This window comes from Haloarcula sp. H-hyl6, from assembly GCF_056934455.1.
Map to the genome: position 1 here is coordinate 1,063,509 of NZ_JBRIIK010000001.1, position 23,575 is coordinate 1,087,083.

Genomic DNA, 23,575 nt, shown 5'->3' on the forward strand with positions numbered 1-23,575 from the left:
CTCAGTCGTCGGCCCCGCGCGACTGCTCGTCGCGGCCGCCGTCCGTCGCCGTCGCCTGTTCCTCGCGCTCGGCCTCTAACTGTCGTTCCCAGCGGATGCGCAAGACGTTGCCGTACATCGACAGGACGAGGCCCACGCCGAGGACGAGGACGCCGACGTTGATGCCGATGGTCAGCAGGACGCTCGTGGGGCCGCCGCCGATAGCGAGTTCCCGGGGGACCGGGTACCCCTCGTCGAAGATGCTCCCGACGAGCACCGAGACGATGCCGATGACCGTCAGCGCGCCGAAGACGGTGGACATCGTCCGCCACGACGGCGCGACGGTCAACCGCTCGATGCCCGTCGTCTCGGGTTCCTCGTCCTCGTCGTCGCTGTGGTACTCCGGCACCATGCTCCGGGGGATGAACGCCTTCGTCTCGACGGGGTAGAACGCCGGGTGGAACCCGTGTTCGAAGACGTGGAACATCACCCCCATCAGCATGATGACGCCCAGTAGCCCGTGGAACGTGACGAAGGCCATCGCGGCGGCCTTCGTCTGGAACATCGCCGCCAGTCCGGTCTTGCTCCAGATGAGCAGGCCCGATATCGAGAGCAACAGCAGTTCGATGGAGAAGATGAACACGACGCCCTTCCCTATGTACGAGAGCAGGGGCACCTCGTCTGCCTTGTAGCCGGCGAACTGGCGGGCGTTCGGGTGGCGTTCGTCGGCCCGCCCCAGCATGAACCGCACGTCCTGTACGAAGGCGTCGAAGTCGTCTTTGCTCGGCAGTATCTGGCTGAAGTTGCCCCGTCCGGTCGGGGTGATGACCTGCAGGACTATCCAGAACACGACGAGGGCGATGAGGCCGACGCCGGTGAGTCGGTGGATGGCCGTGACGCCGCTTGCCCCGCCCATCACCGCGAGGAGCCACCACAGTTCGTCGTTGAACATGATGGCGTAGCCCGTGAAGAACAGGAGGAACACGTCCAAGCCGAGTAGCGAGTGGAACAGCGTCGTCACCCGGGTGAACTTCCCGTGGTCGAGATTGCTCACGGCCGGTCACCCCCCTCGGACTCCACCGCGCCGCCGTCGGACCCGGTCCGACGAGGTCGTGTCCCCTCGTCACGACCGCCGTCGGCGGCGACGGCCTCGCTCCGCTCCTCGCCCGGTTGCCGCATCTGGTCGGCGAGACGACGGAACGCGGCCCAGTGGAGGAACACCATCACGAGGATGAACGCCCCCATCAACACGTCGGCTGCGTGGACGAGTGCGATGAGGAAGTCGAGGGACGCGACGGTGTTGCCGAACACCCAATCGGACCCGATGCCGCCGCCCTCGACGGTCGGGTTGACCCGATACAGCGACTCGTAGAACACGTTGAAGCCCTGTGCCCACCACACGGCCAGCAAGGCCACGGCGACGCCGACGACGGCGCTGATGGCGACGTAGGACCGCTCGTACCCCGACACCTCGGGTAGCTCTCGTTGGTCGCTCATTGGAACTCACCCGATTCCTCGCCGAAGACGATGTTCATCGCCTGCTGGTTGAAGAACACGCCGCTGTCACGGTGTTCCAGTTCGTCGGCTATCTGGCTGGGCGTCCCGACGAGGATGGCGTCGGTCGAACACTCCTCGGCGCAGGCCGGCCCCTTGCCGACGTCCTGCCGTTCCTCGCACATCGTACACTTGTCCATCGTCCCGCCGCCGCCGACGAGGTTCGCGGCCCCCGAGTCCGAATCGGGGAACTGCGGCGCGCCGAACGGACACGCCGAGAGGCAGTACTGACAGCCGATACAGAGGTCGTCGCGGACCCGGACGAAGCCGTTGTCCTTCTTGATGAGCGAGTCCGTCGGACACACCGAGACGCAGGGGGCGTTCTCGCAGTGGTAACACTGCATCGGGATGGCCGTCTCGCCGGGGTTCTGCCCCTGTTCCATCGCCCGGCCGCTGCTGGCGTTCAGGCCGTCGGCGCCCTCCTGTCCTTCGAGCATCGTGGCGATGCTGATGCGTTGCTCGTCCCGCGGGACGTCCCACGTCCGCTTACACGAGACGACACAGCCACCGCAGTCGATGCACGCCTCGACGTCAGGGAAGATACGGGTGCCCTCACCCGTACTCATGACGCCGTCGCGCATTACTTCATTTCCTGTTGACATATCATATCACCTCATTGCACCGTCGAGTTGTCGCGGACGTCGAAGTCTTTCTGCGTCCCGATACCCTCGCGGTCCTGCGGGAACTCGATGTCCGTGTCCATGTTCAGTTCCTCCAGCAGACTCTGGGTTGCCGGTCTGACCGCGACCATCGACACCTTCGTCTCCTGCATCTGGGTCTCCACGTCGTACCCCCGCGAGGTGATGGAGTTCACCGAGTCACCGATGGCGTAGGGGACGGTCCCCTCGGGGTACTTGTCCTCCAGACTGTTGCCCTGGAAGACGCCAGCCCAGTGGAACGGGAGGAACACCTCGCTGTCGTTGGGCCGGTCGGTGACCCGGGCCTTCACCAGCACCGACCCGCGGTCCGTCGAGGAGACGACGACGAGGTCGCCGCCGTCGACGCCCATCTCCTCGGCCATGTTCGGCGTTATCTCGGCGTACATGTGGGGTTGGAGGTCGGCCGTGTGGATGTTCGACCGCGTCTCCGAGCCACCGCCCTGATGTTCGACCTGCCGGCCGGTGGTCATGATGGTGTCCAGGTCCGGCCCGTCGCTCTGGTTGTGGATGATGTCCATCGCCTGCTGCTGTTCTTTCGCGTTGTTCTGGTCGAGGCGGTAGAAGTTCCGCTGTTGACCGTTCGCGGGCCACTGCTCGACGAGGTCGGGTCGCGGACTCTCGATGGGTTCGCGATGGACCGGTACCTTGTCGAGGAAGTTCCAGACGACCCCTCTCGCGCGGCCGCGACCCGTCGGCGCGTCGACCTGCCGGAAGTCGTACTGTTGGTAGAACCCCGCGTCGACGTTCTGGGTCTCTCGGACGTACTGGGCGAACTCCTCGCTGGTCGTCCCGGTCCACTCGAACTCGGGGTTGTCGATTTCGAGGGCCGGTTCGTTCTGGCCGCTCCCGTACCCCAGCGGGTCGTTCAGGTGTAACGCCGCCGTGTACACCGACCCGTTCTTCGACAGCGCGTGTTGCTGTGGGATGGTGAGTTGGTCGGCCCGGGTCTGTTTGCCGGGGTCCAGCAGGCTCTCGGGGAACGTCGTCTTCCACCCAGGGTACTCCGGTACGCCGTGGAACAGCCCGTCCTCGGCGGAGTCACGCGGGCCAGCCCACTCGGGGTCGTACGGTGCCCGGGTCAGGTCCAGCGCCTCCTCCTGACTCTCGTAGCGGTCGCCGACGGCGTCGAGCGTCGCCTCGAAGGGGTACGGGTCGTCGGTGGGCATCTGCGCCCACTCGTCGGGTGTCGGGGCCTGCACGCCCCATCTGGTCCGGAAGTCCTGTCCCCCGTTGTTGGGATTCAGGTCGTCGTTCCAGATGATGGGCGTGCCCGGATGCCCCTCGCCCCAGCACGGCCACGGGAGCATCCAATACTCGCCCTCGACCGGCGTCCCCTCCGCGCCCTGCAGGTCCTCGCTGGAGAACGCGTAGTCGTACTCCAGATGTTGCTGGAGGCGTTCGGGGTCCTGCCGGTAGCCGATGGTCATCGTACCGAGGTTGAACTCCCGGACGACGGCCTCGTAGGTCGCCTTGCCGTTGTACAGTTCCTCGCCCTCGCCCCAATCGAAGTGCTCGCCGAAGCCCAGCGCCCCCGCCAGTTCCTGCATTATCTGCAGGTCCGGCTTGGAGTTGTGGGCCGGCGGCCGGACCGGTTCGGACCACTGGGTCGCCCGGTGCGTGTTGGTCAGCGAGCGGTGGTGTTCGTACTGACTGGACGCCGGAAGGAGGAGGATCGGCGGCCCCTCCTCGAAACTCGGGAGGACGCTCGCCACCGACGGGAACACGTCGACGACGACCAGCAAGTCGAGGTTCTCCATCCCCGCTTTCATCTGCTCCATCTCGCTGATGGAGTTCGCCGAGTGCCCCCAGAAGAACGCAATCTTCACCTGGTCGGGCTGGTAGATTGGCGTCTCCTGATAGCGCAGGTCCTGCGGGAGCGCCGCCTCGAACCACCGGGCCACCGTCAGCCCGTTCTGGAACATCATCGAGTTGTCCGCCGGGAACGAGGAGTCGATGTCCTCGTTGCCCTCCGCGACGGCGCTCTGCCGGACGTAGAGGTCCTCCGGCATCAACTCGAACAGGTCGTACATATCCTCGAAGGAGGTGGAGCCGCTGGTGTAGGGGCTCTTGTCCCAGACGTCGGCCCACCACGACCAGCCACCGGGGTCCAGCCCGTAGTACCCCGGCAGGATGTGGCTGGCGACGGCGAGGTCCGTCGCCCCCTGCACGTTGGCGTGCCCTCGCATGACCTGCAGGCCGCCGCCGCTCCGGGCCGCACTCCCGGAGGCGAGACTGGCCGCCGCGTACGAGCGGATGTTCTGGGTGCCGTTGTTGTGCTGGGTCCCGCCCATCGCCCACTCGATTTGGACGTGCGGGCGGGCCTCGTGTATCATGTCGCCGATGCGCTGGATGTCCTCGACGTCGACCCACGTGATGTCGGAGACCGTCTCCAAGTCGTACTGGTCCAGTTCCGCGTCGACGTCCTCCCAGCCCTGCACCCGGTCCGTGAGCATGTTCTGCCCGGTGTCGTCGGCGTCCGGGTCCATCGCCAACCCGTGCTCGTCGCGGAGGTACTTGATGACCCCCATCATCAGCGCCACGTCGGTGCCCGGGCGGAACCGGACGAACTCGTCGGCGTGGGCCGCCGTCTTGGTGAAGCGCGGGTCCAACACGAGAATCTTCCCGCCCCGCTTCTGGCCTTCGAGGATGTGTTGCATCGCGATGGGGTGGGCCTCGGCGGGGTTCTGCCCGACGATGATGTCGAGCTCGTAGTTCCGGTAGTCGTTGACCGTGTTGGTCATCGCGCCGTACCCCCACGTGTTCGCGAGGCCGGCCACCGTCGTCGAGTGGCAGATGCGGGCCTGGTGGTCCACGTTGTTCGTGCCCATGAACGCCGCCAGTTTCCTGATGGCGTAGGACTCCTCGTTGGAGTGGTGGGCGCTGCCGAGCAACATCACGCTCTCTCTGCTGTGTTCCTCGTCTACGTCTACGGCGTCACTCGGCGAGACGTCCGAGTCCGGCCAGAGCGCCTGAATGTCGGTGGCGAGGCGGTCGTACGCCTCCGACCACCCTATCTTGCGCCACTCGCCGTCCTCCTGAATCATCGGGTGTTTCAGGCGCTTCTCGGAGTGTTCGGTCTCGTAGATGCCGGCCCCCTTCGAACAGAGCGACCCGGCGTTTATCGGGTGCTCCTCCCACGGTTCCATGCCGACGAAGGAATCGCCCTCCCGTTCTCCGTGGAACCCGCACCCGACCGAACAGTAGTTACAGATGGTCTTCGTCAACTCCGAGCCCGTATCGGCGCCGTCCGGTTCGCCGTCGGAACTCTGGAGCGCCTGTCCCGCACCGCTGACGCCGAGCGCCACGGTGCCGGCGAGCGCACTCGCCTTCATGAACGACCGTCTGTCGAGGTCAAGCGAGACTGGTTCCTGTTGTGTACTCATGGTGTCGTGCCCCCGCTAGGGTTCCTCCGCCGTGTGAAGCCGCTTGTCTATACACATTGTCATACCCTACCTTGACAAATGTTGACACCGCTATATAATAAAACATCGTGTATGTTTCACATCTCTCGGGAGACATTTTTTGCCTGGCCTAAAATAGGCCCATCGTTACACCGGTTACCACCGATTTAGGGTGGGAATTACCCGCAAGCCATATGCATGTGCCACGGTTTCACACGACTAATGAACACAGGCGCGTTCGTGTGTTCGTGTGGTGGCTCGTGCGACATCGACTTAGAGGCGGTCCGCGAGGGGGTCGAAGAGGTCGATGTGGTCGCGAGTTCCGAATTGCTCTGTCAGAGCGGGCGCGACGCGATGTCGACGGTCATCGACGGGTACGACCTCGACCAACTCGTCGTGACAACGCCCGAACCTTCCTGCCAGAACCGAATCCGCTCGCTGGCCGACGACCACGGACTCCACCCCGACGCCACGCAGTTCGTGGACCACCGGGAGACCTGTTCGTGGGTCCACGACGAGGTCGCGGCCACCGAGAAGACGGCCCGCCTCATCAACGCCAAGTCGGCCGGCCTCCGCGAGGAGGCCGTCACCCGCCGCGTCTCGAAAGACGCCGGCAACCGGGTCGCCGTCGTCGGTGACCCCGACGCCGCTACCTCGCTGTCGGACGAGGCCGACGTGACGCTCGTCGCCGACGGGCGGGACTTCGCCGACGTCGAGGGACTGGGCGACGTGACCGTCAAACGCGGGCGCGTCGTCGACGTCGACGGCTCGTTCGGCGAGTTCGAACTCACCCTCGAAGCGCGCGTGACAGAGGACTGCATCGACTGCATGGAGTGCGTCCACGAGGGGCCCGACGGGATGGTGACCGAGTACCCAGTCGACGTCCATCCCGACGCCCCGGAGGGGGAGTGGACCGACTGCTGTCCGACCGACGCCATCGCCCTCGGCGGCGTGACTCGCACCGTCGAGTTCGACCAGATTATCTACCCCGGCGGCCGCGAAGACGCCCGCGGCGGCCGACTGGGGTACTACACCGGGCCGGTCGACGCCGGAACCGTCGCCGCCGTGGAGTCGCAGTTGGGCGGCATCGAGAAACCGCAGTTCCTCGATTTAGAGATGGACGTCTGTGCGGCCGGCGAATCGAGTCAGGAGGGGTGTACGGCCTGCGTCGACGCCTGCCCGCACGGAGCGGTGGACCGACCGACCATCGACTCGGTCGAGTTCGACATGGCCGCGTGTCAGGACTGCGGGGCGTGTACGAGTTCGTGTCCGACTGGCGCGACGATGCTCCGGGAACCGTCCAACGAGCGCATCGCACGCGAGGTGGAGGCGCTGCTGGAGACCGACGAGGGCGGAGGCGGCCTCCTCTCGCGCGGCGAGTCCCCCGCCATCGACACGCAGGTTATCGCGTTCGTCTGTTCGGAGTACGCCGCCGAACGACTCCGCGCGTACGGCCGCCGCGCCGCCCGCAGCGACGACGACCTCGACTACCCGCCCATCCTCCCCGTGCAGGTCAACTGCACCGACACCGTCGGGGAGGCCCACGTCATGCACGCGCTGGCGGCGGGGGCCGACGGCGTCGCCGTCGTCGGATGCGGCGGGTCCTGTCTCCACTCCGGCCCGGACCCGAAACAGGACCTCGTCGACCGACTCAACCGGGCGACACAGGACCTCGGCCTCGGGAAGCGCGTCGGTTTCTTCGCGCCCGAGGCAGGGGTCCCCGAGGCGTTCGTCGAGGCCATCTCCGGGTTCGTCGAGTTCGGCCTGGAGGAGACGCCGGTTCCCGCGGGAGACTACGAGGCCACCGGCCGCATCGACGCCGACTGGGAGACCGAGCGGTCCAACCCATCTTTCGACAGTCACGGCTGGACCCTCGAAAGCGTGCGGACCATCCTCGACCACGTCGACCCCGACCGGGAGGTGATTCGCGGCCTGAAGGACTTCGGCCTGATGGACGTCAACGACGCCTGTACGCTGACGCCGACGTGTACGAACCTCTGTCCGACCGACGCCATCCGGCGGACCGGCGAGGGCGAGTTGCAGTTCAACCACGAGCGGTGTGTCAACTGCGGCCTCTGCGAGGAGGGGTGTCCGGAGACGGCCATCACGATGGAGACGGGCCTAGACCTCGGTCTGCTCCCGGAGAACCGCGACGGCGAGTCGTGGCAGACCGTCCACGAGGACGAGATGATGGAGTGCGTCCGCTGTGGCAAGGCCTTCACCAGCGTCGCCTCCGCCGAGAAGATAGAGGACGAGGTCGGCGACGTGGTGGCGGGCCTCGCGCCCGACTCCGACCACAGCGTCTTCGAGTACTGCGGCGACTGTCGGAGTCACCTGCTGTTCGGACAGGGGGTGGACCAATGAACGAGACGGCCGTCTACGACGCTCGCCTCGAACTGATAGACTTCGTCATCGAGGTGTTCTGGGACACGCCGAGCGAGGCGTTCGTCGAGCGACTGCTCGGCGGCGACGTGGAACTGCCCGAGGACTCCGTCAACGACCCGATGGACGAGGGGTTCGAGATGCTCCGGTCGTGGCTGGACGACCACGAGGGGCGTGACCCGGCGGTGGTCCAGAAAGAGCTCTCACAGAAGTACACGGACCTGTTGGTCGGCCCTCGACCGCCGGTGTTGCCCCACGAGACGCACTACCGGGACGACACCGAGTTCATCGGGGAAGGGCTGGCGGCGGTGGAGGCCAGTTACGGCGCTGCCGGGTGGGACTCCCCCGAGGAGTACCCCGAGGAAGACGACTTCTTGGCCGTCGAGATGGCGTTCCTCCGCTACCTCGTCGAGGCCCAGCGGGCGGGGCGGGAGGAGACGGTCGGTTTCGAGCGGGTCTTCCTAGAGGAACACCTGAACGTCTGGATAGACGACTTCGTCGCGGAGATGCGCGATGAGGCCGACCCCGGCCTGTTCCTCGCGGCGGCGCTGGTCTGTCAGGGGTTGGTCGAGTTCGAGAACGACGTCGTCGGGCAGATTGCCTAGCGCGACCGGGCGACGGTACCGACCCCGGCCGCGAGGGCAACGACCAGCAGTCCCTTCACCGTCGGGACGAGCAACGCCAGCGTCTGTTCCATGAGAAAGAGCGAGCGCCACGTCCCGACCGTCTCTGCCAGGATGGCGACGGCGCCCGCGCCGGCGACGAGGACACAGAGCAGGGTCACCGAGGCGGCGGCTATCACGCCGAACGGGTCGCCTCGAACCAACTCACGCATCGGGAATCACCCGCCGGCCGACGACGAGGACCAGGAACAGCGGTACCAGCACGACGAGCAAGCGACTGACGAACAGGCCGACGTAACTGATGGTCGATTCGAGGTGGATGGCCCAGTGCCACGTGCCCTTTATCTCGGCCAACAGACCGACGGTGCCGACCACGAGCAACGACAGAGCGAGCAGGGCCGCGAGGACGTACACAGTCGTCCGAACGTACCCCAGCAGCGTCGCGGCGTCGAACCGCGTCGACGACTGCTCAGTCGCCATGGACACCCTCAGCGTAGTGTTGTCGGTAGATGTCGTACCCGATGACGACGAGGACGGCCATCCCGACGGCGAGGACTGTCGCGCCTGCACCCGTGGACAACGGGAGGTCGAGCCCGGCCCCGGAGTGCATGGGTGTGAGTACCATACACACTAGCTGTAGCAGGACGGTCAAAACGGTTGCGAAGTGGACGGGCCGGACGAGCACTCGGGCACGGAGTGGTTGCGCAGGCAAGGCTTTTCTCCCGCCGGCCCCTTCCTCGTGGTGACATGCCATCCCGTCGGGGACTGCTGTACCGTCTCGCCGGCCTCACCGGAGCGGCGGGGTTGAGCGGCTGTTCGAGCCTCCTCGCCCGCCGCGCGGAGTCGCCCACGGCGGACCTGCCGCCGAACCCGCGCGCCGGCGAACTCCCACGCCGGCAGCACGCGTGGAACGACCGCCTCAGGACCGGCGAGGACGGGAATCCGCTGCTCCCCGTGCACTTCCGCCTGTTCCTGCTGGACCTCGACACGGACCCGACGACGGACGCCGCCCGTACCGTCGAACTGGCGATGCGGACGCTCGAAGCGGCCTTCGAGTTCCGGAGCGACGGCCTCCTCCACGCGCTCGGGTGGGGAACGGCGTACTTCGAGCAGATGGGGTCGTTGCGGGCCTCGCCCATCCGCCACCCCGAAGTCATCTCTCGCACCGACGACCCGGACCTCCTCTCGTACGACGCCATCCTCGTCCTCGCCAGCGACGTCCCCTCGCAACTGGCGGCCGCCGAGGCGGCGATGTTCGATTCCCGCCCCGAACTCGGCGGCGTCGCCGTCGAGGACCGGTTGGGGGACGTCTTCACCGTGGCCGACCGGCGGACGGGGTTCTTCGGCGAGGGCCTCCCCGCTCAGCACGCCGACGCCGAGGGCGTCCCGAGCGACATCCCGACCGACGTCCCGAACTTTACGGGGTTTTTCTCCGGACGAGAGGGGACCCAAGCCTCCGAGGAACGGGTCACCATCTCGGACGGTCCCTTCGCCGGCGGGACGACGATGCACCTCTCGCACCTGCGGGAGTCCTTAGACGACTGGTGGGCGATGCCAGAGTCGGACCGCGTCACCCAGATGTTCTCCGGCGAGTTCACCCCAGAAGACGTCGCCGGCGGCGGACCGCTCCCCTTCGCGGACGCCGTCACCGAACACGCTCGCGAGACGGGACGCGTCGGCCACTGGGAGAAGGTCGCTCGGGCGCGCAAGGGCGGCGAACCGCTCCTCCTGCGTCGGGACTTCAACAGCGTGGACGGCGGGCAGGCCGCGGTCCAGTTCCTCTCGTTCCAGCGGAAACTGTCCCACTTCGAGGAGACGCGGGACGCCATGAACGGCTGGTGGTTACAGGACGAGCACCCGGAGATTCAGGACGAACGGAACAACGGCATCCTCGAGTTCATCGAGGTCGTCTCGCGAGCGAACTTCTACGTCCCGCCGCGTGACCGGCGGTCATTCCCCGACGCCTGACTACTCGTCGTCGGTCAACGAAACCTCGCCGTCTACCTCGCCGTGGTTGAGGTCTATCGGCCACACGCCGTGGTCCCAGACCTCGTACCCCTTGAACGTCTCTGTGGCGCCCTTGGGACGCCAGCCGGTGTCTTCGTGAGCCATGGTATATCACACCATTGTTCGTACAACGGTTTAACAGTTCCGCGGGTCACTCCGGCGGCGGCGCGTTCGGCGGGCGGTCCTCGGACTCGGCCTCCGACAGGAAGGCGTTGGCGTACAGGTCGACGTGCATCTGCAGGACGTCGCTCTCGCCGACGTCCCGTCCGTCGGCCTGCCGTTCGAGGAACGCCGCCAACTCCTCGGTGGGGTCGTAGCGCACCGTCCGGCCGTCCACCTCGAAGGTCACCTCGTGGGCCCCCGAGACGAGGTGTTCTATCTCCAGCAGCGACTGTTCGACTTTCGTCGCCAGCGCCTCGTCGGTGTCCTGCATCCGCTTTTCGCCCCACAACTCCGCGGCCTCGTACAGACGGTCGCTGACCTCGAAGGTGAGCATCAGAACGACACCCCCTCGTCGGCGGTGAACTCGGGCGTCCAGCGGGTCTCCTCTTCGCACACCGGGCAGTGTTCACGGCGGGGCCGTTCCTCCAGCGTCGAGAGGTCGATTAGCTGGCCACAGCCCTCGCAACTGTAGTAGGTCATCGCTCGGACGGTGGCCACGCCTCCGGACCCGGACCCGTCTCGGACACCTCGGAGTACAGCACTACCAGCACGCCGAGCAAGATTGCCAGCACGACGACGCCGGCGATGCCGCCGACTGCGGTCTGTCCCACGAAGTCGCCCGTATCGATGGCTGTCAAGTCGAACGTTCCCATCACGTTCAGTAGCGACAGCAGGAGCCACACGAAGGCCCCCATGACGACGAACGTGAGTATCTTGGACTGGTGGAGTGCGGTTCTGAGGGTCATGTGTCGGCCTCTAGGTACTAGCATGTGATACGGTACCAAAAAAGTACACCGTCACTCGGGGTCGTCGACCACGTCCCAGTCGGCCTTCTCGGCCGCCGTCGAGAGCGGCACGAACTCCCAGTCGGCCTCGTCGGCTATCGCTTCCTCCTCGTCGAGGCCCACGACGACCATCCGCTCGGCGTAGAACATCGAGTGTTCGTCGACGTCCGCCAACCGCTCTCCCGGCGACTGCCCCGACCCGCTGAAGAAGTCCACGTCGACGCCGTGGTCGCGCTGGAACGTGCTGATGACGAACGTCTCGACGTCGCCGACGATACCTATCCAGTCGGTCCACGTCTTCGCGTCCCGGATAGCCAACTGGGGGTCCGCGAGCCGTCGGGCCGCCTCGTAGGTCAGCGCCATCGTCATGTCGTCGACGCCGCCGCCGTGCGGGCCGCTCGCGGCCGATTCGTCCTCGGCGTCCGGGTGCGCCGCCACGTTCTCTGCCGGGTCCGCGTCGGCGGCGGCCCCCCCACCCGCTCCGCCGCCCTCGACGGGGATGCCGACCGGTTTGTCCTTGTTCTCCCGCGGGACGTGCGGGACCGGGCCGGTGCCCGCGTCCGCCGAGGCGGCGGCGTCCGTTCGGTCGTCCCCCTCGGTCCCGCCGTCCGCATCCGGCCCGACCGAGTCCGGGTCCGCCGTCGACTCGGACGCCGGTTCGTCGGCCGGGTCGCCGTCGCTCCGCCAGAACCAGTCGCCGCGGTTCGGGGCGTCCTCGTCGTCCGATTCCACGTCGAGTTCGTCGAGGTCGATTTCGTCGGTCATGGCTCTGTCAGCGGCGTGTCTGCGAGTGGCGTCGCTTCGTCCACGGCTTCGGTCAACCCGAGGCGGTCGATAGTCTCGCGGGCGGGACGGCCGTCCGCGCCCCACCCTCGGCGGCGGTAGTAGGCGTCCAGCATCGCCTCGAACCGCTCCGGTTCGACGGCCGTCCCCGCGTTGGGACCCGAGTCGAGCGGTTCCCGCAACACCGCGGGCAGTTCGTCGTCGGCCCGGGAGACCCCCTCGCGGACGTTGAACAGGCGCGTCAGGTTCCACACCCGTTCGCCGACGGTCCGGAGGTCGCCGGCGACGTCTAACCCCACGGCGTCGACCCACTCGGCCCCGAGGTCGTCGAACACGTCGCCGACGAAGTCGTCCACGACGAGACACCACAGCACCGACCGCTGATCCTGTTCGCGGACGACGGCCGCCGCCGCTCGCTCGGGCGACCACTCCTCGAACGCCTCGCGCTCGACGGTCCGGGCCCGGCGGTGACAGGCCCCGCGGTCGCTCGTCGCGTAGGCCAGCGCCATGCTCTGTGCGCCGCGGGGGTCGTAGGCCGGCAGTTCCATCGCCTTCACCGTCGGGACCAGGCCGCCGCCGCCGAACTGCTCGGCCGCCGCGTCGACCCCGCCCGCCAGCGCGTCCCCGAGGTCCGTCTCGCGGGCCGCGACGTCACGCAGGAGGTCTCGAGCACCCTCCGGGTCGCCGAAATCGAGGTCCCGGTCGACGTGTCCGGCGTCGGCGGCCTTGATGGCCCACGCGACGGCGCTCCCGGCGCTGATGAGGTCCATCCCGAGGCGGTCGCAGGTCTGGCCCAGCGCCGCGACGGCGTCGAACTCGTCGATGCCGAGGCCGGCCCCCAGACTCATCGCCGACGCCCCCCGTGGAACGTGGTCGCCCTCGTCCGTCTCGACCCGAAAGCCGCCGGGGTCCTCCTCGTCGTCGTACTCGCGGCCGGCCGCCAGTTCCTCGACGGCGGCGATGCCCACGTCGTCGGCCCCCTCGAACTGCCCGTCAGACCACCCGCGGGTCGAGAGCGCGCCCACCTCGTTGGCGAAGTCGACGCTCTCGACGGTGCCGCTGGACCGGAGCCACCGCCCGGTCGCCGCCTCGCGGTAGCGCTCGGCGTAGGCCTCCCGGAGCGCCTCCAAGCCCGCGGGCGGGTCGCCGCGCGCGACGACGGCCTTCAGCCGCTTCGACCCCATGACGGCCCCGGCCCCACCCCGACCGGCGTGGTGGTCGCCACCGTCCGACGCGATAGAGGCGTAGGCGACCCGCTGTTCGCCCGCCGGACCGATGCAGGCCACCGCCGCGTCCGGGAACGCCGCCGCCGTCTCGGCGGTGTCCTCGCCCCACGTCCGGGCGGGTTCGACCGTCGCGGACCCGTCCTCGACGACGACCCGGACCGGGTCGCTCGCGCGCCCCGTCACGAGCAAGCCGACGTTGTCCCCCAGCGCCCCCGCGAGGGCGTCGGGGAAGTCCCCGCCCGCGTAGGAGTCGAGGAAGCCGTCGGTCAGCGGCGACTTCGTGACGGCGGCGTAGCGGGACTCGCCGGGCAGGTATCCCGAGAGCGGGCCGAGCATGAACAGGAGCGCGTTGTCCGGTCCGAGCGGGGCCGCTCCCGCCGGCAGTTCCTCGTAGAGGTAGCGGGCCCCCAGTCCCTTCCCCCCGACGTACCTCCGTCGCCACGCCTCGGGGACCGAGACGCTCTCGACGGACCGGGCCGAGAGGTCGACCCGGAGGATGCGGTCGGGGACGTCGAGTGACATGATATAGCATACGACGGCGGGCAGACAAAAGCGTTGTTCCGGTGCCCGCGGGCGGTTCGCTCGCCCGGCGCCGAGGCGTCGTCTGGGACCTCTCGCGGTCCGGAGTAGCCGACGCCTATACGACTTCGACCAGCGGGTCGGGCGCGCGCATCTCCGCGAGGACCACCCGTGGCACGTCCGTCCGGTCGTGAATCTCGCGTGCTATCTCGCGCGCGGTGGCCGCCAGTTCGTCGTCGTCGACCATGTTCAGGAGCGGAATCACCGTCGCGCCGTCGGGCACGTCCTTCCGGCCGCCGCGGTCGCTCGCGAGCACCGTCGCCACGTCCGCCGCGCGGATGGTGTCACCGGGCGCGAGGTCGGTCAGGTCGGCAACCCTGTCCACGCGGTGGACGCGCTCCTCCGAAAGCGGCTGGCCGACCACGTGCGCGCTCGCGATGGGGACCACGGTGTCCGCGCTGGACGGGAGCTGTGGCTCGCAGTCGCTGGGGGCCTTGAACCGGCGCATCCGCGCGCCGTCGGCCTTCACCAGCACCGGAGCGTCGCAGTCGGCCAGCGCCGCCACCGTCTCGCGGTCGTAGCCCAGATAGCGGTCCTCGCGTTCCCGTTCGGGGACAACACCGAAGGGCCAGTCGTCGGTCGCGTCGACGGCCGCCACGGGGTCGTCGGTCACCTCGACCCGGGCGACCCAGTCGTCGAAGATGGGGATTCGGACGGTGGCCGTGACGACAGCGCGGTCGAGTCGCGCGGCGAGCGTCGCCATCGACGTCTTCTTCCCGCCCGCACCGACGAAACACGTCGTTCCCTCGTGGGCACCAAGCGCGTCGACGATGTCCATACCGTACGAGGGACGGCGGCGCGGAAAACGCTTCTCCCGTCGCTAGGTTCGCCCTACAAAACGACCCTTTAAATCCGCGGAGTGTGAACACCCTGCAAGCAAATGCTCGAAGACGAGTTCGGTCGCGAGGTGTCGGGGGTCCGGGTCTCGCTGACCGACCGGTGTAACTTCGATTGCGTCTACTGCCACAACGAGGGTCTCGGCGACACGCGCGGTCCGATGGACCCGCAGGACGACGAACTCTCGACGGACCGCGTCGTGCAGTTCCTCGAAGTCGCCCGCGAGTACGACGTCGAGGCCGTGAAGTTCACGGGCGGGGAACCGATGCTTCGGGACGACCTGGAAGAAATCGTCCGGCGCGCGCCCGACGAGATGGAGGTGTCGATGACGACCAACGGGACGTTCCTCCCGGGGCGTGCCGAGGGCCTCGTCGACGCCGGCCTCGAACGGGTCAACGTCTCACAGGACGCGCTGGACAAGGACGCGTTCGCCGAACTGACCCAGAGCGGCGCGTACGAACGAGTGCTGGAGGGCGTCGAAGCGGCGCTGGACGCCGGTCTCGCCCCGGTGAAACTCAACATGGTCGTGTTCGAACCCACCGCCGGGTACGTCCCGGGTATGGTCGACCACGTCGCCGAGAACGACGGCCTCCAACTGCAACTCATCGAGTACATGCCGGAATTGGCCGGCCATCCCGAGTGGGCCATCGACATCCAGCGAGTCCACGACTGGCTCGAAGACCGGGCCGACCACGTCGAGACCCGCGAGATGCACGACCGCAAGCGGTACTTCGTCAGCAGCGAGGCCACCGAAGCCGCGACGGTCGAAGAGGCCGGGGCCGCGCTCGCGGCCACGGACGGGAGCGGCCTCGGCATGGTCGAAATCGTCGACCCGGTCGGGAACGCGGAGTTCTGCGCGAACTGCCACCGGGTCCGGCTCACCCACGACGGCTACCTCAAGGGGTGTCTGAACCGGAACGACGACCTCGTCGCCATCGGCGAGACAAAAGCGTCGATGCGCGAGGCCTTCGAGAAGACGGTGGCCGAACGGGTCCCGTACTACGGCGAGTACATGCTCGAAGACGGCGAGGGCGGGTGGGAACTCAACGAGGCGTACCTCGACAGCGAGGGTGACCGCGCCCCCTACGAGTACGCCGACGAAGACTGACCTACAGGCCCTCGATTGCGCGCTCGAAGGCGACGACGCTCTCCTTCTCCGTTCGGTCGGGGTTTGCCAGCACTCGGACCTGCTGGGTCCCGAGCGTGACGTACTCCAGCCCCAGTTTCTCGGCGGTCGACCGGAGTCCCAGCCCCGCGTCGGCCTGTCCGGCCGCGACCTTCCGGGCGGGGCTCTCGTGAGCCTTCGTCGTCAGTTCGTAGCCGTCGATGGCCTCGGTGACCGCCGCGCGGGTCGAGTCGCGCTCCTCGGCGAGAGCGGCCAACGCGTCGTCGAAGCTCCGACGCAAGCCCGACCCCGTATCACGGTTGACGAAGCGCCAGTCGCCGTCGACGAGGGTCGCCAGCGAGTCCACGTCGGCGTCGGGGGCGACGACCAGTCCCCAGTCGCGCTCCCACTCACCGAGGTTGACGGTCGCCTTCGGAAGGTCTGCCGGGCCGGCCGCGACAGCGACGTCCGGCGTGCCCTCGCGGAGTCGGCGAAGCCCCTCCGTCGTCCCGACCGGGAGGTAGCGCGGTCGGTCCACGCCGTCCAGCAGTCCGGAGAGCGTCGGGTCGTCCTCGCCGACGCCGAGCAGGGTCGGCGGGCGCACGTCCGGAGAGAACAGGTCCACCTCGACCGTCTCGCCCTCGCCGAGGTAGTCCGTGTCCGCGGGGACGGTGACCGTGCCGTCGGCGTCCACGAGGCTGGTGGTCGCGCCGCTCCCCTTGTCGACGGGGTAGACCAGCAGGTTCCCGTCCCCGTCCTCGACGAGGCCCGCCGGCATCAGGCGGTGGCGGCCCTCGCTGTACCGTTCGGTGACGGCCATCTCGCCCGTAATCGTCGCCGTCGCTGGTTCGTCCCGCCCGGCCGCCTCGCGGAGGACCGGCGCGACGAACGCCCGGAAGATGGTCAGCGCCGAGATGGGGTAGCCGGGCAGGCCGACGTACGCCGACTCGCCGACGGTGCCGACGAGCATCGGCTTGCCGGGCTTGACCGCCACGCCGTGCAGGAGGAGTTCGCCGCGGTCCTCGATGACCCGATAGATGACGTCGACGGCGCTGGCGCTCGTCGACCCGGAGGAGAGGACGAGGTCACACTCGTCGGCGGCCTCGTGGAGCAGTCGCTCCATCTCCTCGTAGTCGTCGCCCGCGTGGGGGTACAGCACCGGGTCGCCGCCCGCCTCCTCGACGGCCGCGGCGAGCGTGTAGCTGTTGACGTCGTAAATCTCGCCGGCCGCGCTGTTCAGGGACTCGCCCGGCCGGACCAGTTCGTCGCCCGTCGAGACGATGCCGACGGTGGGCGTCCCGCGGACCGGCACCTCGTCGACGCCCAGCGCCGACAGCAGGCCGATTTCACGGGGCGTGATTCGCGTGCCGGGCCCCAGCGCCCGCGCGCCGGCGGCGATGTCCGCGCCGGCCAGCATCACGTGGTCACCGGGCGCGACGGCGGTCCGAATCTCGACGCCGTCCTCGACTTCGGTCGTGCGTTCGACCATCACGACGGCGTCGGCGCTCTCCGGCATCACCGCGCCCGTCGAAATCTCCACGACGGTCCCCTCCTCGACCGTCACGTCGGGTTCCTCGCCGGCGTGGACTTCGCCTTCGAGTGGCATCGTCACCGGGTCGGCCTCGTCCGCGCCGAAGGTGTCGGCCGCGCGGACCGCGTAGCCGTCGACGCTGGCCCGGTCGAACCCCGGCACGTCGAGTTCGGCGTCGATTCGCTCCGCGAGGACGCGGTCGCGGGCCGCTTCGAGCGGAACGCGTTCGGCGTCGGGCGTGAGGTCCAGTTCGGCCAGCACCTCGTGGGCCTCCGCCGGCGGCGCGAGGTCACGGAACTCCCGTCGGTCGCTCATCGGGACGCCTCCCAGTCCTCGACGGCCACCGTCTCGCCGGCGTCGTACCCCTCCAGTCGCTCGGGGACGACGACCCACCCGTCCGCGAGGGCGACGCTGGAGAGGACCCCCGAACCGCTGGCGCGGGTCGGCGTCGCCGTCACTCCGTCGTCGCCCTCGCCCAACTGGACGCGCACGTACGTTCGCGTGCCGGGGTCGCTGACCACTTTCCGGGTCAGACGGGCCTCGGTGGTGGGCGGTTCGCCGCCGGGCAGGTGGCCCGCCCGTTCCAGCGCCGGCCGGAGGAACTGGACGGCGTTGACGATGCAGGCGACGGGATACCCCGGGAGCATCAGCACCGGCGTCTCCTCGACGCGGCCCAGCGCGACCGGGTGGCCGGGTTTCAGCGCGACGCCGTGGACCAGCACCTCGCCCAACTCGTCGACGACTTCGGGGATGAGGTCGCGTTCGCCGACCGAGGACCCGCCGGTCGTCACGACGACGTCGTGGTCGAGGTCGCTCTCGACGGCCGCGCGCAGGGCGTCCTCGTCGTCGGTGACCACGTCGCGGTAGGTGGCCTCGCCGCCCCACCGCTCGACGTACTGCGTGACCGTCTGGCCGTTCGTCTCGACGACTTCGCCGGGGGCCGGGTCGTCCTGTACGAGTTCCTCGCCGGTCGGAATCACGCTGACCCGCGGGCGTTCGTACACCTCGACGGCGTCGAGTCCCACGGACTTCAGCAGGCCGAGGTCCGAGGGTCTGAGTCGGTGGCCCGACTCGTACAGCGTCTGGTCCGCTTCGACGTCCTCGCCGACCGGGGCGACGTTCTCGCCGCCGGCGACGGCGTCGAAGACGGTCAGCGCCTCCCCCTGTCGGTCGGTGTCCTCGACCATCACGACGGCGTCGGCGCCCGCCGGCAGTTCGCTCCCGGTGTGGACCCGACTGGCGGTGCCCGGACCCACGTCTTCGGCCACGCGCAACTGCTCGGGCGAGCGGTCGCTGGCACCGAACGTGTCCTCGGCGCGGACCGCGTAGCCGTCCATCGCCGCTCGCCGATAGTGTGGGACCGGGCGCTCGGCCCCGACGTCGACGGCGAGGACCCGTTCGTCCGCGTCCCTGAGTGGGACGCTCTCTGTCCGGTCGTGCGGTGTTACGGCATCCAGTAGCGTCTCCCGCGCCGCCTCGACTCGGGTTCGCTGTTTGAACCCCTCCGTCCGTCGGGCCTCGTCACTCATGCCCGGCCGTAGGCCCCGCCCACCAAAAACGTCTGCGCGGACGGCGTGCTGGACGGGCGGCAGACGACGACCACGTCGAAGTTGGCCAGACTGGCAGATTGTTCGCATTTTACACCAGCTATGGACGAATTTAGACTGTTTTCACCACATACTCTGTATTGTATAAGGAGTATCGAGACGTATGTCCAGAGCGTTTTTGTAGCCCCCGTGCTGATTGTTCACATGGCGACGAACTCCAGCGTCACGCGCTCCCCCGACAGAACCGAGACCGGTCACCCCCTGCACAGCGCCGACGACAGGTACTGCCCCCACTGCCGCGAGATAGCGCTGGCGTTCGACCCCGCGGCGGGCCGGGCGCGCTGTCGGACCTGCGGCGAACTCGCGTGAGTGGTCGTGAGCATCCGCCAGCGACTCAGCGAGCGGTTCCGGCGGCCGCCGACCTACGAGTGCGGCCTGTGCGGGTTGACCTTCGACGACGAGCGACGCAACTGCCCGGCCTGCGGCTACGGCGTCAGGGAAGCCAGAAGATGAGTCGAGTCAGTCCGAGACGGCGGCGTCTGCCTGTTCTGCGGGCTGTTCCGTTATCTCGTAGAGGTTCTGGCGCGCGTCGGCGAAGTAGACGTCCTCCTCGATGACCCCGACTTCGTCGAGGCGTTCGAGGGCGTATCGAACGGTGCGTGCAGAGAGCATCGACTCCTCCACGATGCCTTTCTGGGTGAGCGGCCCGTCGTACTCCAACACCTTGTAGACGAGCTTCGCGCTCGGTGGAAGGTCTGCGATGGCCTCCCCATCGGATTCCGTCATTACCTGCACCGAGTGGCGCCGGATGCATAAAGATTGAGGAGTCAGTTCGCCAGACGGGCGCTCACGGGAGAACTGTCGCCCAGACGCGGGCTGGCGGTACTGGAACCGCGCCCCTTTTGGTGGAGGGTAGACGAACTGTGGGTATGGCTACGGATACGGCGGACGGCATGAGTTCCCACATGCGGGGACTCACTGTCACCACCATCACGGCCGTCGCGGGCATCGCGGCGGCGTTCGTCTCGAACGCCGTCGCGTCGGGGGCGACGGACGTCACCGGCGTCCTCGTCGTTGCGGCCGCCGTCCTCGCACAGTTCCCGGTTCTCCGGGTTATCGGCATCGGGCCGGACGACCTCTCCACGAAGGATATCCTCTACATCGCGTTCATGACGTTCGCGCTCTGGTTCGTCTCGTGGGGCATCCTGCTGGCGTCGGGGGGGTAACCTATGGCAGAGGACAGCATCGCAGTCGTCGACTTAGACAGGTGTCAGCCCGACCGCTGTAACTACGAGTGCATGAACTACTGCCCGCCCAACCGGAGCGGGAAAGAGTGCATCGTCAAGCGCGGCGAGGCCTACGAGGAGGACGAGGAGTTCGAGGGGAAACCCGACCAAGTGCGCATCTCCGAGGAGATATGTCTGGGTGAGAGCTGTGGCATCTGCGTCAACAAGTGCCCCTTCGACGCCATCGAGATAATCAACCTCCCGCAGGAACTGACCGACGACCCGGTCCACCGCTACGGCGAGAACGCCTTCGCGCTGTACGGGCTACCAGCGCCACAGGAGGGGCAAGTCACCGGGATTCTCGGGCCGAACGGTATCGGGAAGACCACCGCCGTCCACATCCTCGCCGACGAGATGGCCCCCAATCTGGGCCGGTACGGCGAGCAACCCGGCTGGGACGAGATTCTCGACGAGTACCGCGGGACGGCGCTACAGGACTACCTCGAAGACCTGCGCGACGGCGACGTCGACGTGGCCCGCAAGCCACAGTACGTCGACCGCATCCCCGACCAGTTCGACGGGAAGGCCCGCGAACTGCTCGAACGGACCGACGAGCGCGGCGAACTGGACTACCTCATCGAACGCACGGGCATCCGCCCGGTCGTCGACAACCACATCGACGACCTCTCCGGCGGGGAACTCCAGCGCGTGGCGCTGGTGGCGACGCTGGCGCGGGACGCCGACTTCTACTTCCTCGACGAGATTACGCCGTATCTGGACATCGGCCAGCGGATGACCGCGGCCCGCCTCATCCGCGAACTCGCCGAGGAGGGTGACCGCTCGATGCTCGTCGTCGAACACGACCTCGCCATCCTCGACTTGCTCGCGGACAACATCAACGTCGCCTACGGGTCACCGGGCGCGTTCGGTATCATCACGTCCCCGAAGTCCACGAAGAACGGCATCAACGAGTACCTCTCCGGGTATCTGGAGAACGAGAACATGCGCATCCGGCAGACCGAAATCGAGTTCGAGGAACACGCCCCGCGGACGGCCTCGACCGGTGACGTGGTCATCGAGTACCCCGACCTCGCCAAGAGCTACGGCGAGGGCGAGTTCTCGCTGGACGTGGAGACCGGCACCATCCGCGAGAGCGAGGTGCTGGGCGTCGTCGGCCCGAACGGCATCGGGAAGTCGACGTTCGCGAAGATGCTCGCCGGCCGCCTCGAACCCAGCGAGGGGAGCGTCGAGTCCGACCTCGACATCGCCTACAAGCCACAGTACATCGAAATCGACCAGCCGATGCGCGTCGACGCGTTCCTCTCGACCATCACGGACGACTTCGGCACCTCCTACTGGAACACCGAAATCGCCCAACCGCTCCAGTTGGAGGCGGTCATGGAGAACCAGTTGACGGACCTCTCGGGCGGGGAGCGACAGCGCGTCGCCATCGCGGCCTGCCTCTCGAAGGACGCCGACCTCTACCTGCTGGACGAACCGTCGGCCCACCTCGACGTCGAACAGCGGGTGTTGGCCACCTCCGCGATTCGGCGCTACGCCGAGAACCACGACGCGACGGCGATGGTCATCGACCACGACATCTACATGATAGACCTGCTGGCGGACCGTCTGCTCGTCTTCGACGGCGAACCCGCGAAGCACGGGCACGCGGCCCCGCCACAGGGGATGCGCGAGGGGATGAACGAGTTCCTCGCGAACCTCGACATCACGTTCCGCCGGGACGAACGGACCTCCCGACCGCGCATCAACAAGCCGGGGTCCCAACTCGACCGCAAGCAGAAGAACTCGGGCGAGTACTACTACTCGCCGACGCAGAACTGAGACACCCGTCTTCTCTCGACTGCGGGAACCGAACAGCGGTCGCTATCGGCGGTTCGAAAACGGAGAACACACACTCCCGCGACTCAGGCCGCGGGGTCGGAGGTGTCGCCGGTTTCGGACCCGGCGACGGCGTCGTCGAGTCCGTCGGCGACTTCGTCGGGGTCGAACTCCTCCTCTGGTCTGAGTTCCCGGTCGGGGGAGTCGCCGTCCTGCTGTTCGGTGACCGATTCATCGCCGGTGACCGAGACGAAGATGTCACCTAGCTCCGCAACTCGGTCGGTGGACTGACTCTTGCTCATCGCAACTGGAGGGAGGAGTGGGAGGGAATTAGGGAGCCTACCTAACTCGTTAGGGAGGGAGTGCCGTCGGGCGGTTCCGGGCTCAGAGGACGTTCCGCTGGCAGGAGCCACAGAGCGACGCCTCCTTGACGTCGACCTGTCGGACCGTCGGCGAGAAGTTCATCACACAGCGTTTGTTGTCGCAGTGTTCCAGCCCGAGGGTGTGGCCGATTTCGTGGACGACTTCCTTGCGGACGCGCGCGGAGAAAATCTCGCCGGCCGAGCGGTTCGAGAAACCGCCGTCCGACGACGTTTGCAGGCGATACGTGGAGATGACGCTCCCCGACCCGCCGAGGTAGGCGAGTCCGAACACGTAGTTGCGGCGGCGGTAGAAGAGGTCTTTGGGCGTGATGGCGATGTTCTTGCTTCCCGACCCGACGCGGCGCGCGAGGTCGATGAATTCCTCGGCGCGGTACTGGTCGCGGTCGCCATCGTACGCACCGGCGGGCACCGACTGTGGCTCGTGCATGGAGACCTCGCAGTCGTAGGTGGCCCGGAGGCCGTCGGAGGCCTCGCGCTTGACCTGGGCGGAGACCTCGCCCACCGGAACGATGTCGACGTGCATGGGAATCCATATGTGACGGCACCGCTTAAACATCCCGCCGTGAACGAGTCCGACCGGGCCCTCGTCGACCGATTGGCCGACACCGAGACAGTCGTCGAAGTCGGCGTCGGCAACCACCCTGCGGTGGCCGCCGGACTGGTCGAGCGCGGGGTCGACGTGACCGCGACCGACGTCGAACAGCGACCGGTCCCCGACGGCGTCACCTTCGTCGTCGACGACGTGACCGACCCGACGCTGTCGGTGTACGAGAGGGCCGACCTAGTTTTCGCGCGGAACGTCCCGCCGGAACTCCACCGACCCCTTCGAGAGGTGGCTCGCCGCGTCGATGCCGCCTGCTGGTTCACGACGCTCGGGGGCGACCAACCGACGGTGCCCGTGGAGCGAGAGCAACTGCCCGGCGGGGAGACGCTGTATCGGGTCAGCGAGGGCCCCGGATAGCAAGCG

The 23,575-nt window shown here is 67.8% G+C and carries 28 protein-coding genes; 9 read left to right on the top strand and 19 right to left on the bottom strand.

Annotation, left to right across the window (positions count from 1 at the left end):
• Position 1 precedes the first annotated feature (1 nt).
• The 4 genes from Hhyl6_RS05600 to Hhyl6_RS05615 are packed head-to-tail and all read right to left on the bottom strand — an operon-like array spanning position 2 to position 5,575.
• Entirely contained in the window at positions 2–1,033 is a 1,032-nt protein-coding gene (locus tag Hhyl6_RS05600) for a cytochrome b/b6 domain-containing protein (RefSeq protein ID WP_483738238.1), read from the bottom strand.
• Entirely contained in the window at positions 1,030–1,476 is a 447-nt protein-coding gene (locus Hhyl6_RS05605; protein WP_483738239.1) for a hypothetical protein, read from the bottom strand. Before Hhyl6_RS05605 ends, Hhyl6_RS05600 begins: the two co-directional genes overlap by 4 nt.
• Positions 1,473–2,114, bottom strand: a complete 642-nt coding sequence (locus Hhyl6_RS05610; RefSeq protein ID WP_483738240.1) for a 4Fe-4S dicluster domain-containing protein — start codon at positions 2,112–2,114, stop codon at positions 1,473–1,475. Before Hhyl6_RS05610 ends, Hhyl6_RS05605 begins: the two co-directional genes overlap by 4 nt.
• A gap of 32 nt (positions 2,115–2,146) precedes the next feature.
• The gene (locus Hhyl6_RS05615) at positions 2,147–5,575 is read right to left on the bottom strand and encodes a formate dehydrogenase subunit alpha (protein WP_483738241.1); all 3,429 of its coding nucleotides are present in this window, start codon (positions 5,573–5,575) and stop codon (positions 2,147–2,149) included.
• Between the two features lie 240 nt (positions 5,576–5,815).
• On the opposite strand from Hhyl6_RS05615, the gene Hhyl6_RS05620 reads away from it, so the two are divergent.
• A complete protein-coding gene (locus Hhyl6_RS05620; RefSeq protein WP_483738242.1) occupies positions 5,816–7,957 on the top strand; it encodes a hydrogenase iron-sulfur subunit in 2,142 nt (713 codons plus the stop codon).
• Entirely contained in the window at positions 7,954–8,580 is a 627-nt protein-coding gene (locus Hhyl6_RS05625) for a TorD/DmsD family molecular chaperone (RefSeq protein WP_483738243.1), read from the top strand. Before Hhyl6_RS05620 ends, Hhyl6_RS05625 begins: the two co-directional genes overlap by 4 nt.
• On the opposite strand, the gene Hhyl6_RS05630 is transcribed toward Hhyl6_RS05625, so the two are convergent.
• Genes Hhyl6_RS05630 through Hhyl6_RS05640 form a run of 3 tightly spaced genes read right to left on the bottom strand, consistent with a single transcriptional unit; the run spans position 8,577 to position 9,223 of the window.
• Entirely contained in the window at positions 8,577–8,810 is a 234-nt protein-coding gene (locus Hhyl6_RS05630) for a hypothetical protein (protein ID WP_483738244.1), read from the bottom strand. The two genes, Hhyl6_RS05625 and Hhyl6_RS05630, sit on opposite strands and share 4 nt — an antisense overlap.
• A complete protein-coding gene (locus Hhyl6_RS05635) occupies positions 8,803–9,078 on the bottom strand; it encodes a hypothetical protein (protein ID WP_483738245.1) in 276 nt (91 codons plus the stop codon). The genes Hhyl6_RS05630 and Hhyl6_RS05635 overlap by 8 nt, the downstream gene beginning before the upstream one ends.
• Positions 9,068–9,223, bottom strand: a complete 156-nt coding sequence (locus Hhyl6_RS05640) for a hypothetical protein (RefSeq protein WP_483738246.1) — start codon at positions 9,221–9,223, stop codon at positions 9,068–9,070. Before Hhyl6_RS05640 ends, Hhyl6_RS05635 begins: the two co-directional genes overlap by 11 nt.
• Positions 9,224–9,345: 122 nt before the next feature.
• On the opposite strand from Hhyl6_RS05640, the gene Hhyl6_RS05645 reads away from it, so the two are divergent.
• The gene (locus Hhyl6_RS05645) at positions 9,346–10,566 is read left to right on the top strand and encodes a DUF7405 family protein (protein WP_483738247.1); all 1,221 of its coding nucleotides are present in this window, start codon (positions 9,346–9,348) and stop codon (positions 10,564–10,566) included.
• Here Hhyl6_RS05645 and Hhyl6_RS05650 read toward each other — a convergent pair whose 3' ends face one another.
• The 7 genes from Hhyl6_RS05650 to yqeC all read right to left on the bottom strand — a co-directional run bounded on the left by Hhyl6_RS05650 (position 10,567) and on the right by yqeC (position 14,918).
• Positions 10,567–10,710, bottom strand: a complete 144-nt coding sequence (locus Hhyl6_RS05650) for a hypothetical protein (RefSeq protein WP_483738248.1) — start codon at positions 10,708–10,710, stop codon at positions 10,567–10,569.
• A 46-nt stretch (positions 10,711–10,756) separates the two neighbouring features.
• Positions 10,757–11,104: a hypothetical protein gene (locus tag Hhyl6_RS05655; protein ID WP_483739679.1), complete on the bottom strand. Its 348-nt coding sequence runs from the start codon at positions 11,102–11,104 to the stop codon at positions 10,757–10,759.
• Positions 11,101–11,247 carry a hypothetical protein gene (locus Hhyl6_RS05660; protein ID WP_483738249.1) on the bottom strand — a complete coding sequence of 49 codons (147 nt, stop codon included), beginning with the start codon at positions 11,245–11,247 and terminating at the stop codon, positions 11,101–11,103. The genes Hhyl6_RS05655 and Hhyl6_RS05660 overlap by 4 nt, the downstream gene beginning before the upstream one ends.
• Positions 11,244–11,513 (bottom strand): hypothetical protein, encoded by a 270-nt coding sequence (locus Hhyl6_RS05665; RefSeq protein ID WP_483738250.1) that lies wholly within the window; start codon positions 11,511–11,513, stop codon positions 11,244–11,246. The genes Hhyl6_RS05660 and Hhyl6_RS05665 overlap by 4 nt, the downstream gene beginning before the upstream one ends.
• A 51-nt stretch (positions 11,514–11,564) precedes the next feature.
• Positions 11,565–12,317 (bottom strand): DUF7124 domain-containing protein, encoded by a 753-nt coding sequence (locus Hhyl6_RS05670; RefSeq protein WP_483738251.1) that lies wholly within the window; start codon positions 12,315–12,317, stop codon positions 11,565–11,567.
• A complete protein-coding gene (locus tag Hhyl6_RS05675; protein WP_483738252.1) occupies positions 12,314–14,083 on the bottom strand; it encodes an aldehyde ferredoxin oxidoreductase family protein in 1,770 nt (589 codons plus the stop codon). Before Hhyl6_RS05675 ends, Hhyl6_RS05670 begins: the two co-directional genes overlap by 4 nt.
• Before the next feature lie 115 nt (positions 14,084–14,198).
• The gene (gene yqeC / locus Hhyl6_RS05680) at positions 14,199–14,918 is read right to left on the bottom strand and encodes a selenium cofactor biosynthesis protein YqeC (RefSeq protein WP_483738253.1); all 720 of its coding nucleotides are present in this window, start codon (positions 14,916–14,918) and stop codon (positions 14,199–14,201) included.
• 102 nt (positions 14,919–15,020) lie between these two features.
• On the opposite strand from yqeC, the gene moaA reads away from it, so the two are divergent.
• Positions 15,021–16,085 carry a GTP 3',8-cyclase MoaA gene (gene moaA, locus Hhyl6_RS05685; protein ID WP_483738254.1) on the top strand — a complete coding sequence of 355 codons (1,065 nt, stop codon included), beginning with the start codon at positions 15,021–15,023 and terminating at the stop codon, positions 16,083–16,085.
• A gap of 1 nt (position 16,086) precedes the next feature.
• On the opposite strand, the gene Hhyl6_RS05690 is transcribed toward moaA, so the two are convergent.
• Entirely contained in the window at positions 16,087–17,928 is a 1,842-nt protein-coding gene (locus Hhyl6_RS05690) for a molybdopterin biosynthesis protein (RefSeq protein WP_483738255.1), read from the bottom strand.
• Positions 17,925–19,142: a molybdopterin molybdotransferase MoeA gene (locus tag Hhyl6_RS05695; protein WP_483738256.1), complete on the bottom strand. Its 1,218-nt coding sequence runs from the start codon at positions 19,140–19,142 to the stop codon at positions 17,925–17,927. The genes Hhyl6_RS05690 and Hhyl6_RS05695 overlap by 4 nt, the downstream gene beginning before the upstream one ends.
• Before the next feature lie 222 nt (positions 19,143–19,364).
• Between Hhyl6_RS05695 and Hhyl6_RS05700 the strand changes: the two genes are divergently transcribed.
• The gene (locus tag Hhyl6_RS05700; RefSeq protein ID WP_483738257.1) at positions 19,365–19,529 is read left to right on the top strand and encodes a hypothetical protein; all 165 of its coding nucleotides are present in this window, start codon (positions 19,365–19,367) and stop codon (positions 19,527–19,529) included.
• Positions 19,530–19,535: 6 nt separating this feature from the next.
• On the top strand, positions 19,536–19,673 hold the full coding sequence (locus Hhyl6_RS05705; RefSeq protein WP_483738258.1) for a hypothetical protein: 138 nt from the start codon (positions 19,536–19,538) through the stop codon (positions 19,671–19,673).
• A gap of 6 nt (positions 19,674–19,679) precedes the next feature.
• On the opposite strand, the gene Hhyl6_RS05710 is transcribed toward Hhyl6_RS05705, so the two are convergent.
• A complete protein-coding gene (locus tag Hhyl6_RS05710) occupies positions 19,680–19,946 on the bottom strand; it encodes a MarR family transcriptional regulator (RefSeq protein ID WP_135306228.1) in 267 nt (88 codons plus the stop codon).
• 143 nt (positions 19,947–20,089) lie between these two features.
• Here Hhyl6_RS05710 and Hhyl6_RS05715 point away from each other — a divergent pair, with 143 nt between their 5' ends.
• Both Hhyl6_RS05715 and Hhyl6_RS05720 read left to right on the top strand, forming a co-directional pair.
• Positions 20,090–20,386, top strand: coding sequence for an EMC6-like membrane protein (locus Hhyl6_RS05715; RefSeq protein WP_483738259.1), 297 nt, complete (start codon positions 20,090–20,092; stop codon positions 20,384–20,386).
• 3 nt (positions 20,387–20,389) lie between these two features.
• Complete coding sequence (locus Hhyl6_RS05720) at positions 20,390–22,228, top strand: ribosome biogenesis/translation initiation ATPase RLI (RefSeq protein ID WP_483738260.1); 1,839 nt, start codon at positions 20,390–20,392, stop codon at positions 22,226–22,228.
• Positions 22,229–22,311: 83 nt separating this feature from the next.
• On the opposite strand, the gene Hhyl6_RS05725 is transcribed toward Hhyl6_RS05720, so the two are convergent.
• Positions 22,312–22,527 (bottom strand): hypothetical protein, encoded by a 216-nt coding sequence (locus tag Hhyl6_RS05725; protein WP_483738261.1) that lies wholly within the window; start codon positions 22,525–22,527, stop codon positions 22,312–22,314.
• A gap of 82 nt (positions 22,528–22,609) precedes the next feature.
• A complete protein-coding gene (locus Hhyl6_RS05730) occupies positions 22,610–23,131 on the bottom strand; it encodes an archaemetzincin family Zn-dependent metalloprotease (RefSeq protein ID WP_189000678.1) in 522 nt (173 codons plus the stop codon).
• 39 nt (positions 23,132–23,170) lie between these two features.
• Between Hhyl6_RS05730 and Hhyl6_RS05735 the strand changes: the two genes are divergently transcribed.
• Positions 23,171–23,569 (top strand): UPF0146 family protein, encoded by a 399-nt coding sequence (locus Hhyl6_RS05735; RefSeq protein WP_483738262.1) that lies wholly within the window; start codon positions 23,171–23,173, stop codon positions 23,567–23,569.
• The last annotated feature ends 6 nt before the right edge of the window (positions 23,570–23,575 follow it).

What these genes read in the sequence shown, in the direction of transcription:
- Hhyl6_RS05605 (WP_483738239.1), bottom strand. Translation starts at nt 1,476, where the DNA reads ATGAGCGACCAACGAGAGCTACCCGAGGTGTCGGGGTACGAGCGGTCC.
- Hhyl6_RS05610 (WP_483738240.1), bottom strand. Translation starts at nt 2,114, where the DNA reads ATGCGCGACGGCGTCATGAGTACGGGTGAGGGCACCCGTATCTTCCCT.
- Hhyl6_RS05615 (WP_483738241.1), bottom strand. Translation starts at nt 5,575, where the DNA reads ATGAGTACACAACAGGAACCAGTCTCGCTTGACCTCGACAGACGGTCG.
- Hhyl6_RS05620 (WP_483738242.1), top strand. Translation starts at nt 5,816, where the DNA reads ATGAACACAGGCGCGTTCGTGTGTTCGTGTGGTGGCTCGTGCGACATC.
- Hhyl6_RS05625 (WP_483738243.1), top strand. Translation starts at nt 7,954, where the DNA reads ATGAACGAGACGGCCGTCTACGACGCTCGCCTCGAACTGATAGACTTC.
- Hhyl6_RS05630 (WP_483738244.1), bottom strand. Translation starts at nt 8,810, where the DNA reads ATGCGTGAGTTGGTTCGAGGCGACCCGTTCGGCGTGATAGCCGCCGCC.
- Hhyl6_RS05635 (WP_483738245.1), bottom strand. Translation starts at nt 9,078, where the DNA reads ATGGCGACTGAGCAGTCGTCGACGCGGTTCGACGCCGCGACGCTGCTG.
- Hhyl6_RS05640 (WP_483738246.1), bottom strand. Translation starts at nt 9,223, where the DNA reads ATGGTACTCACACCCATGCACTCCGGGGCCGGGCTCGACCTCCCGTTG.
- Hhyl6_RS05645 (WP_483738247.1), top strand. Translation starts at nt 9,346, where the DNA reads ATGCCATCCCGTCGGGGACTGCTGTACCGTCTCGCCGGCCTCACCGGA.
- Hhyl6_RS05650 (WP_483738248.1), bottom strand. Translation starts at nt 10,710, where the DNA reads ATGGCTCACGAAGACACCGGCTGGCGTCCCAAGGGCGCCACAGAGACG.
- Hhyl6_RS05660 (WP_483738249.1), bottom strand. Translation starts at nt 11,247, where the DNA reads ATGACCTACTACAGTTGCGAGGGCTGTGGCCAGCTAATCGACCTCTCG.
- Hhyl6_RS05665 (WP_483738250.1), bottom strand. Translation starts at nt 11,513, where the DNA reads ATGACCCTCAGAACCGCACTCCACCAGTCCAAGATACTCACGTTCGTC.
- Hhyl6_RS05670 (WP_483738251.1), bottom strand. Translation starts at nt 12,317, where the DNA reads ATGACCGACGAAATCGACCTCGACGAACTCGACGTGGAATCGGACGAC.
- Hhyl6_RS05675 (WP_483738252.1), bottom strand. Translation starts at nt 14,083, where the DNA reads ATGTCACTCGACGTCCCCGACCGCATCCTCCGGGTCGACCTCTCGGCC.
- yqeC (WP_483738253.1), bottom strand. Translation starts at nt 14,918, where the DNA reads ATGGACATCGTCGACGCGCTTGGTGCCCACGAGGGAACGACGTGTTTC.
- moaA (WP_483738254.1), top strand. Translation starts at nt 15,021, where the DNA reads ATGCTCGAAGACGAGTTCGGTCGCGAGGTGTCGGGGGTCCGGGTCTCG.
- Hhyl6_RS05690 (WP_483738255.1), bottom strand. Translation starts at nt 17,928, where the DNA reads ATGAGCGACCGACGGGAGTTCCGTGACCTCGCGCCGCCGGCGGAGGCC.
- Hhyl6_RS05695 (WP_483738256.1), bottom strand. Translation starts at nt 19,142, where the DNA reads ATGAGTGACGAGGCCCGACGGACGGAGGGGTTCAAACAGCGAACCCGA.
- Hhyl6_RS05700 (WP_483738257.1), top strand. Translation starts at nt 19,365, where the DNA reads ATGGCGACGAACTCCAGCGTCACGCGCTCCCCCGACAGAACCGAGACC.
- Hhyl6_RS05710 (WP_135306228.1), bottom strand. Translation starts at nt 19,946, where the DNA reads ATGACGGAATCCGATGGGGAGGCCATCGCAGACCTTCCACCGAGCGCG.
- Hhyl6_RS05715 (WP_483738259.1), top strand. Translation starts at nt 20,090, where the DNA reads ATGGCTACGGATACGGCGGACGGCATGAGTTCCCACATGCGGGGACTC.
- Hhyl6_RS05720 (WP_483738260.1), top strand. Translation starts at nt 20,390, where the DNA reads ATGGCAGAGGACAGCATCGCAGTCGTCGACTTAGACAGGTGTCAGCCC.
- Hhyl6_RS05725 (WP_483738261.1), bottom strand. Translation starts at nt 22,527, where the DNA reads ATGAGCAAGAGTCAGTCCACCGACCGAGTTGCGGAGCTAGGTGACATC.
- Hhyl6_RS05730 (WP_189000678.1), bottom strand. Translation starts at nt 23,131, where the DNA reads ATGCACGTCGACATCGTTCCGGTGGGCGAGGTCTCCGCCCAGGTCAAG.